Origin of the sequence: Thermomonas beijingensis, from assembly GCF_020034655.1 — a bacterium.
Taxonomy (GTDB): Bacteria; Pseudomonadota; Gammaproteobacteria; order Xanthomonadales; family Xanthomonadaceae; genus Thermomonas; species Thermomonas beijingensis.
Genome location: NZ_JAIQDJ010000004.1, coordinates 37,141 through 51,637, shown reverse-complemented (window position 1 = coordinate 51,637; position 14,497 = coordinate 37,141). Strand labels below are relative to the sequence as shown.

Sequence of the window (14,497 nt, the reverse complement as noted above, 5' to 3'; positions counted from 1 at the left end):
TGCTCGCTCAGTCAACCAGGATGTAGATATTGCCGCAGTACGGACACTGGCTTTGCCCGCCATCTTCCACGATGGACAGATACACGCGCGGGTGTTCGTTCCACACCGCATGCGCGGGCAATGGGCAACTCAGCGGCAGGTCGGCGCGATGCACCTCGTGGCGCTGCTGCGGCTTGGCGGTGGTGGATGGGGTGCGGGCGGACTCGGCCATAGTGAGACAAACGTTGCGGGAACCGCGCCAGTTTAGCAGCGCGTCACCGGCAACACTCAGGCGGGCAGCGCAAACAGCAACACCTCGCTGGTGGCCGCCCCGCCGCGCAGGGTCAGTGCACCAGTTTCTTCAACAAACCCCAAGGCATCGCCAGCCACCAGGCTGCGGTTATCCAGCGTGATTTCACCGCTGGCCACATGCAGCCAATACCGCTTGGAAACCTCCAGCACGACCTCCAGCACATCGCCCGGCTGCAAGTGCGCGATGGCCAATGTGGTTTGCTGACGAATGGCGATAGTCCCTGCCACGCCTTCAGGCGAGGCTACCACGCACCAGCGCCCACGCCGCGCATCCAGCGGGAAGTGTTTTTGATCGTAGGCGGGCTGATGGTTGAGCCGCTCCGGCTGAATCCAGAGTTGCAGGAAATGCACCGGCTCGGTTTGCGAGGCGTTGTATTCGCTGTGCTCGATGCCATGCCCGGCACTCATCCACTGCACATCACCGGCGCGAATCACGCCGCTGTGGCCGGCGCTGTCTTGATGCGCCAGCGCACCTTGCAACACCACGCTGATGATTTCCATATTGGCGTGCCGGTGCGGCGCAAAGCCGCCACCGGGGGCCACGGTATCGTCATTGATCACCCGCAATACACCGAAGCCCATCCACGCCGGGTCGTAGTAATGCCCAAACGAAAACGTGTGCCGGCTATGCAGCCAATCCAGCGCAACCTCGCCGCGTGATACGGACGGGCGTTCGATGATCACAGCTTCACCTTACTTTGCGGTCGTTGCCGCATCGGCCAACATGCCTTCGGTGGTGATGCGCAAATGCACCTCGTCGCTGACATTGGGGGCATACGCACCCACACCGAAATCGCTGCGTTTGATGCTGGCGGTGGCGGTAAACCCAATCGCCTGTTTGCCTGCCATCGGGTGTTTACCCGCACCATTCATGGTCACCGCCAAGGTCACCGGCTTGCTGATGTCCTTGATGGTCAGATTGCCGACCACGGTGAACTTGTTGAGCCCCGCAGGCTTGACGGAAGTACTTTTGAAACTGGCCATGGGGAATTTGGCCGCATCAAAAAAATCTGCGCTTTGCAGGTGCTTGTCCAATTGCGGCACGAATGTGTCGATCTGCATGATCGGGAAGCTCACTGCCACGCTGGACTTGGCGACGTTTGCGGCATCAAACACCAGTGCCCCTTCACTGATGCGAAATTCAGCGGTTGGCTGCGAGAACCCGAAATGCGTCCACTGCGCCAATACATTGGTGTGGCTAGGATCAAGCATGTATGTCCCGGATACCGGCTTCAGTGCGACCACCGCCGTGGTGGCAACCTTGCTGGCAGGTGCTGCCACAGCCATCGGCTGGGCAAAGGTCAACACACCAGCAACCAGGGCGGTGGACAATAACAGGGGGCGAATCTTGTTCATGATGAGCTCCAGATGAGGACACAACAACCGAGGGATCACGCGATCTGGCAGGCTTCGTCGAAGCCCAAACGCGGCGAACGCGGGAAAATGCTGGCGGGGTCGCCGTGGCCCAGATTGACCAGAATATTGGAACGGATCGTGGTTCCCGTGAAGAACGCCGCATCCACCTTGGCATTGTCGAAGCCGGTCATCGGTCCGCAGTCCAGGCCTAATGAGCGCGCAGCCAGAATCAAATATGCGGTCTGCAACGCACTGCTGCGCATCGCCACCCATGCCAGATTGGCCTCGTCACGATGTTCGAACCACGGCTTGGCATCGGTATGCGGAAACAGCACCGGCAGTTTGTCGAAGAAGCGCATGTCATAGCCAATGATCGCCACCACCGGTGCGGCCATCGTCTTCTTGTAATTGCCCTCGGACAGCGCCGGCCCCAGCTTGGCCTTGGCGGCATCGGACTTCACGAACACGATGCGCGCCGGGGTGGTATTGGCCTCGGTAGGGCCAAATTTCAGCAAGTCATACAGCTGCTGCAAGGTGGCGTCGGAGATGTCACCACTGAATGCGTTGTAGGTACGCGCGGTACGAAACAACTGGTCGAGGGCGGCATCGTTCAGGGGCTGGCTCATGGCATGCTCTGCGGGATGAAAGGGAATGACGCACAGTGTATAGTTCCACTGGAGCAAGTAAATGGCATATTCGGAACGAATTAATACGAATTATGCAACAATCAATAACTCAGACCAATGCCCTGGCTTGTACGGCTCTCCACGACGGCCGTGCCGGCAATGCACGGCAGGCGCTGGCCTTGGCCCACGCCCTGACCCTGCACGCCACCGAACTCGTGTTGCAGCCGCGTGCGCCGTGGCGCTGGTTGGCCCCACGCGTACTGCCGGGGGCGCAGCACGGCTTGGGGCCGGCCTTTCACGCCCGCTATCAGGTAGCGCCGCAGCTGGCAATCGGCTGTGGCCGGCAAGCGGCACTGGCCACCCGCCTGCTCCGCACCCGCGGCGCGCAAGCCGTGCAGATTCTCAACCCGCGGATTGATCCCGCGCATTGGGACATCGTGATCACGCCCCAGCATGACCGCCTCGTGGGCAGCAATGTCGTGCACACGCTGGGCAGTCTGCATCCGGTGGATGACGATTGGCTGCTACGCGCAATTTCCGTATTTCCCAACCTCGCCATGCTGCCCACCCCGCATAGCGTGTTGCTGGTGGGTGGGCCGACCCGAGCGGCGGCGCTGGACGATGCTGGTTTTAGCGCGCTGCTGCAACAACTCAGCGCACGCGCACGCGCCGAAGGCGGAAGTTTCAGCGCGATTGCCTCACGCCGCACCCCCGCCGCTTGGCGCGCCGCCATGGGTGCGGTGGATGTGCGCGTGCCCGGCCTGCGTTGGCGCGACACCGGCGACGGCACCAATCCGTATGCCGGGCTACTGGCCAATGCCGACCGCCTGATCTGCACCCCGGATTCGGTGAACATGCTCAGTGAAGCAGCGGCCACCCATGCGCCCCTGTTCGTGTGGCAACACAAGCGCGTGCAAGGCCGCAGCCGGCGCTTGATCGAGGCGCTACTTGCCAATGGCCGCGTGCGTGCACTCGACGAGACCCTGGCCGAATTCGCGGCCACGCCCCTGCGTGAAACCGAGCGAGTGGCGGCCGAAGTCCGGCAGCGGTTGCAAATCAATCCCTAATCCATTTGCACAGTGCGCTCACTCACCCAGCACGTGCACGACCTCGGCCCGAATCGCCGCACAGGCGTGCGTGATGGCATCGTTGCGCAGCGCGCGGCGCGGGCGCCGATCCAAGGTGCAACGCAAGCCCGCATCCAGGAGTACGGCATGCGCTTGCAGCAAGGCGGCGGCGCTGCCTGCAGCCAAGCAATGCGCGGCCTGGGCCGCACCCAGCAAGGCGGCGGTGGCGCGCGGCCGCAGCAAGGCAGGCTGTTTGTTTGCATCCCGCAGCACCAGCCATTGCAGCAGGAATTCCAGATCCACCAAACCGCCTTCGCCTTGCTTGAGGTCGAGCATCGCGGCATCGCTGCGGTCGAGTTCTGCACGCATCCTGGCACGCATCAAACGCACATCTTCGGCAAGTTTTCCGGCATCGCGGGGTTGCGCCAACACGTCATCGCGAATCTGCTCGAAATCGGCAATCAGCGCTGCATCACCGGCAACGCCGCGTGCGCGCACCAAGGCTTGATGTTCCCACGTCCAGGCGCGATGGCGCTGGTAGTCGGCATAGCTGGACAGGCTGGAGACCAGCAGGCCCTTGGCACCATCCGGGCGCAGCCGCACATCCACATCGAACAAACGCCCCGCGCCGGTGCGCGCACCCAGCAAGGCCACCATTTTCTGCCCCAAGCGCGCATACCAGCGCGGCGCATCCAACGCACGCGTGCCGTCGGACACCGCATCGATCGGCGCATCAAACAAGAACACCAGATCCAGATCCGAGCCAAAGCCCAGCTCTTCACCCCCCAAGGTGCCATAGCCCAATACCGCAAACCGGCCACCAGCAATGACCCCATGCGCCGCGCGCAACTCGGCATTGGCCAGCTGCAACACGCACGCCACCACCGCATCGGCCAACCACGCCAAGCGCTGCGCACACTCGGCAGCGTCGATGCGCGCATCCAGCAGGGCAAGCGCAAAGCGGAAACTCAGGGCTTGCCGCAGCTCATTGAGTGCATCCAGCGACGCCTCCACATCGTCCTCGCGCAGCACCGCCACACATTGCGCGCGCATGCCGGCGCGATCAGGCAATTCACTGCCCACACGCACATCCAATAATTCATCCAGCAACAAGGGGTAGGCGGCCAAGCGCTCACCCAACAGCGCACTCCGCGCCAACACATCCACCAGCCGCGTCAACGCCGCCGGCTGTTCATCCAGCAACGCCAGATAACTGGCCCGCCGCAGCAGGGTGTGCAGCAGCGGCAAGACCCGCCGCAACACGGCATCGGGCTGGGCGCAACCGGCTGCCTGTTGCAACAGTGCAGGCAACACCCGGTCCAGCCGCGCACGCGCCGCATCGGACAACTCACGCACCCCCGGCGCACGCGCGAAATCACATAGGCTGGCGTGCAGCGCCGCCGGTTCGGCAAAGCCTGCGGCCTCCAGTTGCGCGGCTTCACCATGCTCGGGCAGGGCGCGCCAGTACAGTGCCAAGGTGTCGCTGTCATGACTGCGGCGGCGGCGCGGCGCCAGCAATGCCGAAAACTCCTCGGCAACCCGTGCCCGCCACTGCGCAAGCTCGGCGTGCAGGGCAGCCCAGTTTGGATAGCGTAGCCCCAGCGCCAAGCGTGCCCGTAGAACCGCATCCTCCGGCAGCGCATAGGTCTGTGCATCGGCCAACATTTGCAGGCGGTTTTCCAGTGTCCGCAAATAGCGATACGCCCGGGTAAGCGCGGCGGCGGCCTGCGATTCGATGTGCCCGGCTGCTTCCAGTGCGGCAAGTGCAGTCAGCAGCGAGCGACTGCGCAACGCCGGCTCGCGGCCACCCCGAATCAACTGCAGCGCCTGCGCCAGAAATTCGATTTCACGAATACCACCCGGCCCGCGCTTGATGTCATCGGCCATGTCCTTGCGCGTCACTTCGGCGGCAATCAGCGCCTTCATCGCACGCAACCCATCCAGCGCGCCGTAGTCCAGATAACGCCGATACACGAACGGCCGCAATGTTTCCAGAAAGCGCGCGCCGGCCTGCAAATCACCCGCCACACAGCGCGCCTTCTGCCACGCATAGCGCTCCCAGTCACGGCCCTCGCGCTGGAAATACAATTCCATCGCCGCAAACGACAATGCCACCCGCCCGGCATTGCCGAACGGCCGCAAGCGCAAATCCACGCGGTGACAAAAACCATCGGCCGTGACGTCATCCAACAACCTGGCCAACTGCTGGCCCAGCCGCGCAAAATAATCCTGCGCATGCAGCACACGTGCGCCGTCGGACTCGCCCTCGCTGTCGTAGGCATACACCAGGTCGATATCGGAACTGAAATTCAACTCGCCGCCACCCAGCTTGCCCAGGCCAAACACCACCAAGCGCTGCACCTGCCCCTGCGCATCGCGCACCACGCCAAAGCGCTGCGCGAATTCGGCCTCCAACGCGGCCAGTGCCAGCTGCAAGCAGCCCTCTGCCAGCACACTGCTGCCGGCCAGGATTTCCTCCACTGGCGCAGTCTCCACCACATCGCGCCAAATCAAGCGCGTACTTTCCGCACGCCGATAGCGGCGCAACAACTGCGCCCATTGTTCACGGTTCTCCGCGCTCAATTGCGGCGGCGGCAATGGTTGGCGGGCGTCGGCCAGCAACTGCGCAAGCACCGCCGGCTGCGCCTGCAACACATCAATGGCGAAATCGCTGGCCAGCGCCACCTTCTGCAACATCGGCGTGGCCGCCTCAGGCCATGCGCAGCCAGCGGCATGCAGGCGCTGCAAGGCGCGTTCGCCATGCGATTGCAGCGCGGTTTCGATATTCTCGTCCATGCGTTGATTGTGGCATTGCCAATCGGCCGGTATCGTTTTCACATGAGTGAATTGCTGGATTTAGTGGCGCTGATCCGCGCCGACACCCCGCTGCTGGTAATCGAAACCCCCGACGAAAGCCGGGTGATGGACTTGTTCCGGCAGTCGCTGATGCATGTCTGGCGCGCGCTGTACCGCTGGAGTGTCACCGAAGGCCTGCGCCGGATCGACATGGATAGCGAATCTGCAACCGAGCTGGCACCCGACCTCAGCGCCACCTTGCGCGACATGCAAAGCGCCAATCAGCGGGGCATCTACCTGTTGATGGATGCCACTCCATATCTGGGCTATGCCAGCTACCAGCGTGCCCTGCGCGACATCATCCAGCGTCGCGGCAGTCAGCCGCATGTGCTGGTACTGGTAGGCACCAAGGTGGAATTACCCGAGTCACTGGAACCGTTTGCAGTACGCTTTCCGCTGCAACTGCCGGATGCCAATACGCTGCTCAAGCTGGTCAAGGATGAAGCGCGCGAGTACGCCGTGCAAAACGGCGGTCGCCGGGTGGAAGTGGAGGTGGAGGCCGTCCAGCAGATCGTGCGCAACCTGCGCGGGATGAGCTTGGTGGATGCACGCCGGATCACCCGCCACCTGATCTGGCGCGACGGCGCGCTGGGACCACACGACCTGCCCGAGCTGGCGCGCCTGAAGTTCGAGCTGCTCAACAAAAGCGGCCATCTGCATTACGAATACGACACCGCGCAGTTCGCCGATATTGGCGGCGCGCAGCGGCTCAAACACTGGGTCGCGCAGCGCCGTGCGCCCTTCGTTGCCGACCCGCCACCGGCCGGCCTGCCTCCCCCAAAAGGCATGCTGTTGCTGGGCGTGCAAGGTTGTGGCAAATCACTGGCGGCGAAAGCGGTGGCCGGCGGCTTCAATGTACCGCTGGTGCGGCTGGATTTCGGCGCCCTGTACGACAAATACCAAGGTGAAACCGAAAAAAACCTGCGCCAGGCGCTGGCCTCCACCGAGCAACTGGCCCCTTGCGTGCTGTGGATCGACGAGATCGAAAAAGCGCTGGCCACCGACAGCGGTGAAACCGATGGCGGACTGTCGCGGCGGGTGTTGGGTTATTTGTTGACGTGGATGGCCGAACGCACCGCACGCGTATTCCTGGTGGCCACCGCCAACCAGGTGCAACAACTGCCTGCCGAACTGCTGCGCAAGGGGCGCTTCGATGAAATCTTCTTCATCGACTTGCCCGATGCCGCCACCCGCGCCGAAATTTTCACCCTGCATCTGGACCGCCGCAAACTGCCGCGTGACGGCATCAACCTGTCGGCACTGGCCGCCGCCAGTCAAGGATTTTCTGGCGCGGAGATCGAACAAGTCATCGTCAGCGCGCAGTACGCCGCGCACGCCATGCAAGCCACGTTGGACACCCAGCTGCTGATGCAGGCCATCGGTGACACCCGCCCGCTGTCGCTGCTGATGGCCGAACAAGTGCAGGCCTTGCGCGACTGGGCGCTGCCACGCACCGTACCGGCCGACTGAATCAGTCATGCAATAAAAAGCCCGCTTAGACCGAAGTCTCAGCGGGCCTGCTCCCTCCCCCACGTCGGGACGCCGGTGGATCGTGCCGGATCGGCGCGTGGCAATGCACGCTGCACCGCAAAAAAAAACTTGCGCGTTCAGTAATATTTCATATGCGTTGTTGCGCCAATCCACGCTGCGCGAGCACTGCCAATGCAGCTTTCTCGCCCGATTCACAGCCGCCTTCCATGAAGCCTTGCGCAGCCAATGAACAATGTTCGCCGGCGAAATGCAGACCGCCTGCCGATGTCCCCATCACGCCACCCATCGTCGCCCAATCACCCGGTTGAAAGCAGGCGTAGCTACCCAGCACCCACGGGTTAGACGGCCAATGCATGCGCGCCTCGGCAGCCTTGCCACGGGCGCTGGCAAGGCCGGGAAATACCGGATCCAGTGCAGCCACTGCCGCAGCCGCCTGTTGCTTGGCACTGCCTTGCCCCAGCGCGATGCCGTGCGCACCACCCGTGAAATTGGTCAGTACCCCGGCGGTACCGGCTTGTTTGCGGCTGGTCTCCCAACTGGTCTGATAGGCCAGATCACTCATCGACGCGCCATTGGCGTGATGCTCGCGCCATGCGCGGTGTTCAAACCCGATCATCAATTTCGCATTGCTGCCATAGGCCAAGGTAGCGATGGCGTGCCGTTTGTTGGCGGGCAAGGCCACCCCCAGCCGCACCTTGCGCAGCAAGGTAAACGGCAACGCCAACACCACTTGCTGCGCACGCAATTGGCGTGATGCGCTGCCATTGCGGAAACTCAGCACATAGCCATTGGCATCGCCGTCCAGGGCTTCCAGCACATGTCCAGGCTCGATGGCGTCGTGCAGGCGCGCGGCCAGCGCCTGCGGAATCAAATCGTTGCCCCCGCGCACATGGAAGCGCTCGTCGCTGGTGCCAAAGATATGCAAGGCTTGTGCATCGCTGGTGCCGATAAAGGTGAGGAAATTCATCGCTGATTGCTGCGTAATTTCCAAGCCCATTTCGGTGGTATAGGCCACATCCAGCAGCTTGCGCAACCAGCCGATGACGCCATTCCTGTCCAACCACTGCGCGATGCTGAGGGCATCCAGCGCACGGAATGCGGGGTTGTGGTCGGTACTGTCGAAGCTGCCTTCTCCGGCTGCTGCAAGGTCACGCTGGATAGCAGAGGCAACCGGCACGAAAGCGCGCACGATCTCGGCTTCATCGATCAAGCGACCATCAAAATACCAGCAATCGTGATCTGCATCGCCATCCAGCAGATCATCCAACTGCAAGCCCAACTCACTGGCCAGTGCACGAATTTGCGTATGGTCACTATCGATCAGCTCCCCGCCCAACTCCACCACCTGCGCATCGGCAAAATGCCCGCGCAGCGACAACATCCGCCCACCCACGCGTTGCTGCGCCTCGAACACCTGCACCCGCACACCTTGCTGACGCAACCTCCACGCCGCTGTCAGCCCGGCGATGCCGGCCCCGACAATGACCACATCCGCCTGCCCGGCCGGCGGTATCGGTTTTGCAAGGCTGGCGCAACCGGCCAACACCACACCGGCACCGGCGCCTTGCAGCAAACGCCGGCGCTGCCGATCGATGCGCTGCTCCTGCACCTGTGCGTGGAATTCATCCAATGGCATCCGCGATTGCTGCGCGATGCGAGCGATTGCGGCGGCGCGTTGCAGTAACCGGAACAAGGGCGTGCGACCCATAGCAAGACTCTGCCACTGTGACGTTACTCACTTCAACGCAGGCATCACCAGCAACAGGTCACCGGCACGCGTAATTGCAACAAAACGTGCTCAATCAGGACGGGGGCTTTTGCGTAGATCCTTGAGAATTTCACGTGCGGCATTGCGCCCCGGCAAGCCGGTCACACCGCCACCGGGATGACTGCCGGCACCGCATAAATACAACTGCTTGAACGCGCCGCGATACGCCCCCTGCCCCAATAGCGGGCGGGCGCTGAACATCTGATCGAGCCCCAACGCGCCATGAAAGATATCGCCGCCAAGCAAGCCAATGCGGCGCTCCAGATCCAGCGGGCTCAAGGCTTCATAGCCGAGTACGCTGCTTGTGAAATTAGGTGCGTAAGTGTTCACGGTATCGATCATCAATTTAGCCACCGTGTCGCGGTGCGCATCCCAACCGCCATCCACCTCCGGGTGGACTTGCTGACAAAACAGACTGGCAACATGCTGGCCAGGTGGTGCAAGCGTGTCGTCCAAGGTTGATGAAATCACCACCTCGACAATGGGATTTTGTGCCCAGCCGGCGTTATGCACCTTCGATTTGGCATCGAAATACGCCTGCTCGAAATACTGCAGCGATGGCCCGATCAAAATGCCACTTTGATGATGCGGCTGCAGCTGCGTGCCCGGCATCGCAGTGAAATCCGGCAACGCGCTCAACGCCACGTTCATGCGGAACGTCCCCGACCCGCAACGATAACGCCGCATGCGCTGCATGGTGTCGTCATCCAATTGCGCCGGATTCACCAGTCGGGTGTACAGCAATTTCGGATTGAGATTGCTGACAAGGGTTGCGGCACGCAGTTCACGCCCATCGGCCAGGGCAACGCCCACCGCCTTGCCGTTTTCCACCAACAGCTGTGCAACCTCGGTATCGGTTTCGATGACAACACCGCGCGCCTCGCATTCAACCCGCATCGCCTGCGTGATCGCACCCATGCCACCGATCGCATGCCCCCACGCACCCGCCTTGCCATTGACCTCGCCGAACACGTGATGCAACAACACGTACGCGCTGCCTGGGGTGTACGGGCTGGCAAAATTGCCCACCACCGAATCCCAGCCCAGTGCGGCTTTCAGCGGCGCGCCTTCGAACCAGTCATCCAGCAGTTCGCCCGCAGATTTGGTGAACAGATCCAGCAAGTCGCGGCGGCCACGCATGTCCAGGGTTTTGAGCTGTTTGGCCACGCTAGCCGAATGCAGCCAATCGGCCAGCACGAAGCGATCACTGACATTGGGCGGCGTGCGCTGGATCAATTCGCGCAACACCACCACGATGCGATCGAGCATTGCGTAGTACTCGGGCAGCCGCTGTGCATCACGCGCCGACCACTTCGCGACCTCGGTCTGCGTGTGTTCGCCACCCAACCGGAAACTGCGCCCATCGGGCAGCGGAAGAAAGTTTGCATACGGCCGTTCGACCACGCGCAAGCCATGCTGTTGCAGGCGCAGATCACGGATGACATTTGGGTTGAGCAGACTGACGGTATAGCTGGCCAACGAGTTGCGGAATCCGGGATGAAATTCCTCGGTCACCGCCGCGCCGCCAACGATGTGGCGGCGCTCCAACACCCGCACCTGCAAGCCCGCTGCGGCCAGATACGCCGCACACACCAAGCCGTTATGGCCACCGCCAAGAATCAGAACATCGTCACGTTGCATCGGCCAACCCCATCACGGCATCCGTAATGGGTCAGGATAACCCTCTCACAATCCGACCAGAGGCCACCGGCAGGCGAAGCCCCTTCCGCGAAATCAAGGAGGAGGCAGCGGCAAAGCCGCTGCCGGAGGACATTCGCGGAAGGGGCTTCGCCTGCCGGTGGCCCGCTTGATAGCTCAATGCAGCGGCACGCCCGTCTTCTCCACGGCTTCCCCACGGCTCACGCCCTCGGCCAGCTCGACCAGCTTCAGGCCGTCCGGGGTGACATCGAACACGCCCAGCTCGGTGATGATGCGGTTGACCACGCCCACGCCGGTCAGCGGCAGCGTGCACTGCGGCAGGATCTTCGACGTGCCGGCCTTGGTGACGTGCTCCATCAGCACCACCACCTTGCGCACACCGGCCACCAGGTCCATCGCGCCGCCCATGCCCTTGACCATCTTGCCGGGCACCATCCAGTTGGCCAGGTCGCCCTTGTCGGTCACCTCCATCGCGCCGAGGATGGCCAGGTCGATATGGCCGCCACGGATCATCGCGAACGAATCATGGCTACCGAAATAGCTGGCACCCGGCCGCGCGGTGACGGTCTGCTTGCCGGCATTGATCAGGTCGGCGTCGAGTTCGGCTTCGGTGGGGAATGGGCCGATGCCCAGCAAGCCATTTTCACTTTGCAGCCACACATCCATGCCCTCGGGAATGTAGTTGGCCACCAACGTGGGCAAGCCGATACCAAGGTTGACGTAGGCACCATCGGTGAGTTCTTGCGCGGCGCGCTGCGCCATTTGTTCACGGGTCCAGGCCATGTCAGTTGTCCTCCGGCTGGCGAATGGTGCGTTGTTCGATGCGCTTTTCCGGGGTGGCGTTCACCACGATGCGCTGCACATAGATGCCGGGCAGATGCACGTGGTCGGGCTCGATCGCACCGATCTCCACCAACTCTTCCACTTCCACCACACATACTTTGCCCGCCATCGCCGCCGCCGGGTTGAAGTTGCGCGCGGTCTTGTGGAACACCAGATTACCGGCCTTGTCGGCCTTCCATGCCTTGACCAGCGACACGTCGGCCTTCAGCGCGGTTTCCAGCACATACATGCGACCATCGAACTCGCGGGTTTCCTTGCCCTCGGCCACGATGGTGCCGTAGCCGGTGGCGGTGAAGAACGCAGGGATCCCGGCGCCGCCGGCGCGCAGGCGCTCGGCCAGCGTGCCCTGCGGGTTGAATTCCAGCTCCAGTTCGCCGCCCAAAAACTGGCGCTCGAACTCTTTGTTTTCGCCCACATACGACGAAATCATCTTCTTGATCTGGCGCGTGGTCAGCAATTGGCCCAAGCCAAAACCGTCCACACCGGCGTTATTGGAAATCACGGTCAAACCGCTCACCCCAGAATCGCGCAGCGCCGCAATCAGCGCCTCGGGGATGCCGCACAGGCCGAAACCGCCCACGGCAAGGGTTTGACCATCCGCCACCAGCCCATCAAGGGCGGCGGCGGCACTGGGGTACTGTTTGCTCTTGGCAGTTGCCACGGGCGCTGCTCCAACGCGGGGTAGAGCAGCCATTCTAGCGATTCGTGCGAGAACACCCAGCGTACCTTCGGGCAATTCCCGATTTTCTGCGGCCGCCGCCGGTGTCCGCTAAAATGGGGGGCTAGGCCCGAAGGCCCCGTTTTCCGCATCTGCAAGGACTGTGCACGGTGAAAATTCTCGTCGGTTACAAGCGCGTGGTGGACTACAACGTCCGCATCCAGGTCAAACCAGACGGCAGCGGTGTGGTCACCGATGGCGTCAAGCTGTCGCCCAATCCGTTTGACGACATCGCGCTGGAAGAAGCGCTGCGCCTGCGCGATGCCGGCATCGCCAGCGAAGTGGTGGTGGCCAGCATTGCCCCGGCCGATGCGCAGCCGCATCTGCGCAATGGGCTGGCGATGGGCGCCAACCGTGCCATCCACGTGGTGGCTGATGCCGCCATCCAGCCGCTGACGGCGGCGCGTGCGCTGCTGAAGCTGATCGAAAAAGAACAGCCCGACTTGGTGCTGCTGGGCAAGCAGGCGATCGACGATGACGCCAACCAGACCGGGCAGATGCTGGCCACCTTGTGGGGCCGCCCGCAGGCCACCTTCGCCAGCAAGCTGACGATTGCCGATGGCAAAGCTACCGTGGTGCGTGAAGTCGATGCCGGACTGGAAACGCTGGAAGTGGACTTGCCGGCGGTGGTCACCGCCGACCTGCGCTTGAACGAGCCGCGCTTCATCAAGCTGCCGGACATCATGAAGGCCAAGAGCAAGCCGCTGGAAACCATTGCGCTTGCCGATCTGGGTGTGACCGCGCATGACTCGCTGACCACTACCGCGTATGCCGCACCGGCCAAGCGCAGCCGTGGCGTGATGGTCAAAGATGCGGCCGAATTGGTCGCCGCGCTCAAGCAAAAGGGGTTGCTGTAATGTCCAAAGTCCTCATCGTCGCCGAACACTTGAACGGCGAACTCAACGCCGCCACCGCCAAATGCGTGTCTGCTGCGCAGGCACTGGCACCGGCCGTCATCGACATCGTGGTGCTGGCCGCAGACCCCGCCGCCGTGGCCGCGCAAGCCGCGCAGATTGCCGGTGTGAACAAGGTCCTGAGCGTGACCAATGCCGCCAACGCGCACGCCATCGCGCAAGTACAGGCCCCGCAGATTGCCGCGCTGGCCGCAGGCTACAGCCATGTGCTTGGCCCCTCCACCACCTTCGGCAAGGACCTGATGCCGTGCGTGGCCGCGCTGCTGGGGGTCAACCAGATCTCCGACTTGATGGCGGTGGACGGCGCACATGCCTTCAAACGCCCGATCTACGCTGGCAACGCGATCATCAGCGTGCAGGCTCCGGCGGATCAAACCGTGGTGGCCACTGTGCGCACCGCATCATGGCCGGAAGCGGCGCAAGGTAGCAGCGCCAGCATTGAAGCGGTCAGCGTCGATGCCGCATTGCCCCGCCACACCCGCTTCGTGGGCTTGGCCGCCGGCGCAACCGACCGCCCCGACCTGCAAAGCGCCAAGCGCGTGGTCTCCGGTGGCCGCGGTGTGGGCTCGGAAGAAAACTTCAAAATCATCTACGCGCTGGCCGACAAACTCGGTGCCGGCGTGGGCGCATCGCGCGCGGCGGTGGATGCCGGCTACGTGCCCAGCGACCTGCAAGTTGGGCAAACCGGGAAAATCATTGCGCCCGAACTCTATGTGGCGGTGGGCATCTCCGGTGCCATCCAACACCTGACCGGAATCAAGGATGCCGGCACCATCGTGGCCATCAACAAAGACGGCGATGCACCGATCTTCGAGATCGCCGACATTGGCCTGGTGGGCGACTTGTTCCAGATCTTGCCGGAGCTGGAAGCCGCGCTGGGTTGATTGCAGGATTGGTTGCGCCGCCTG

13 protein-coding genes are annotated in these 14,497 nt (G+C 62.8%); 4 read left to right on the top strand and 9 right to left on the bottom strand.

Translation table 11 applies throughout. The features are described 5' to 3' along the window. Positions 1 to 7 precede the first annotated feature (7 nt). From K7B09_RS08920 to K7B09_RS08905, 4 genes are read right to left on the bottom strand one after another with little or no spacing between them, the layout of a single operon-like run. On the bottom strand, positions 8 to 211 hold the full coding sequence (locus K7B09_RS08920; RefSeq protein WP_223629112.1) for a zinc-finger domain-containing protein: 204 nt from the start codon (positions 209 to 211) through the stop codon (positions 8 to 10). Between the two features lie 56 nt (positions 212 to 267). Continuing rightward, positions 268 to 975 (bottom strand): pirin family protein, encoded by a 708-nt coding sequence (locus K7B09_RS08915; protein WP_223629111.1) that lies wholly within the window; start codon positions 973 to 975, stop codon positions 268 to 270. Positions 976 to 984: 9 nt separating this feature from the next. Next, positions 985 to 1,647: a YceI family protein gene (locus K7B09_RS08910; RefSeq protein WP_223629110.1), complete on the bottom strand. Its 663-nt coding sequence runs from the start codon at positions 1,645 to 1,647 to the stop codon at positions 985 to 987. A gap of 35 nt (positions 1,648 to 1,682) precedes the next feature. After that, positions 1,683 to 2,273 carry a malonic semialdehyde reductase gene (locus K7B09_RS08905; RefSeq protein ID WP_223629109.1) on the bottom strand — a complete coding sequence of 197 codons (591 nt, stop codon included), beginning with the start codon at positions 2,271 to 2,273 and terminating at the stop codon, positions 1,683 to 1,685. A gap of 92 nt (positions 2,274 to 2,365) precedes the next feature. Here K7B09_RS08905 and K7B09_RS08900 point away from each other — a divergent pair, with 92 nt between their 5' ends. Then, the gene (locus K7B09_RS08900; protein ID WP_223629108.1) at positions 2,366 to 3,340 is read left to right on the top strand and encodes a mitochondrial fission ELM1 family protein; all 975 of its coding nucleotides are present in this window, start codon (positions 2,366 to 2,368) and stop codon (positions 3,338 to 3,340) included. 18 nt (positions 3,341 to 3,358) lie between these two features. Here the strand turns inward: K7B09_RS08900 and glnE are convergent, their stop codons facing one another. Beyond that, a complete protein-coding gene (glnE, locus tag K7B09_RS08895) occupies positions 3,359 to 6,136 on the bottom strand; it encodes a bifunctional [glutamate--ammonia ligase]-adenylyl-L-tyrosine phosphorylase/[glutamate--ammonia-ligase] adenylyltransferase (RefSeq protein ID WP_223629107.1) in 2,778 nt (925 codons plus the stop codon). 42 nt (positions 6,137 to 6,178) lie between these two features. On the opposite strand from glnE, the gene K7B09_RS08890 reads away from it, so the two are divergent. Continuing rightward, positions 6,179 to 7,666, top strand: a complete 1,488-nt coding sequence (locus K7B09_RS08890) for an AAA family ATPase (RefSeq protein WP_223629106.1) — start codon at positions 6,179 to 6,181, stop codon at positions 7,664 to 7,666. 148 nt (positions 7,667 to 7,814) lie between these two features. On the opposite strand, the gene K7B09_RS08885 is transcribed toward K7B09_RS08890, so the two are convergent. The 4 genes from K7B09_RS08885 to K7B09_RS08870 all read right to left on the bottom strand — a co-directional run bounded on the left by K7B09_RS08885 (position 7,815) and on the right by K7B09_RS08870 (position 12,618). Next, entirely contained in the window at positions 7,815 to 9,395 is a 1,581-nt protein-coding gene (locus tag K7B09_RS08885) for a flavin monoamine oxidase family protein (RefSeq protein ID WP_223629105.1), read from the bottom strand. A 90-nt stretch (positions 9,396 to 9,485) separates the two neighbouring features. Then, positions 9,486 to 11,096: a phytoene desaturase family protein gene (locus tag K7B09_RS08880; RefSeq protein ID WP_223629104.1), complete on the bottom strand. Its 1,611-nt coding sequence runs from the start codon at positions 11,094 to 11,096 to the stop codon at positions 9,486 to 9,488. A gap of 174 nt (positions 11,097 to 11,270) precedes the next feature. After that, complete coding sequence (locus tag K7B09_RS08875) at positions 11,271 to 11,897, bottom strand: CoA transferase subunit B (protein ID WP_223629103.1); 627 nt, start codon at positions 11,895 to 11,897, stop codon at positions 11,271 to 11,273. A gap of 1 nt (position 11,898) precedes the next feature. Then, positions 11,899 to 12,618 (bottom strand): CoA transferase subunit A, encoded by a 720-nt coding sequence (locus K7B09_RS08870; RefSeq protein WP_425507853.1) that lies wholly within the window; start codon positions 12,616 to 12,618, stop codon positions 11,899 to 11,901. Positions 12,619 to 12,785: 167 nt separating this feature from the next. Between K7B09_RS08870 and K7B09_RS08865 the strand changes: the two genes are divergently transcribed. Together K7B09_RS08865 and K7B09_RS08860 are read left to right on the top strand one after the other, a co-directional pair. Beyond that, positions 12,786 to 13,532: an electron transfer flavoprotein subunit beta/FixA family protein gene (locus K7B09_RS08865; RefSeq protein ID WP_223629101.1), complete on the top strand. Its 747-nt coding sequence runs from the start codon at positions 12,786 to 12,788 to the stop codon at positions 13,530 to 13,532. After that, a complete protein-coding gene (locus K7B09_RS08860; RefSeq protein WP_223629100.1) occupies positions 13,532 to 14,473 on the top strand; it encodes an electron transfer flavoprotein subunit alpha/FixB family protein in 942 nt (313 codons plus the stop codon). The genes K7B09_RS08865 and K7B09_RS08860 overlap by 1 nt, the downstream gene beginning before the upstream one ends. Positions 14,474 to 14,497: the final 24 nt, after the last annotated feature.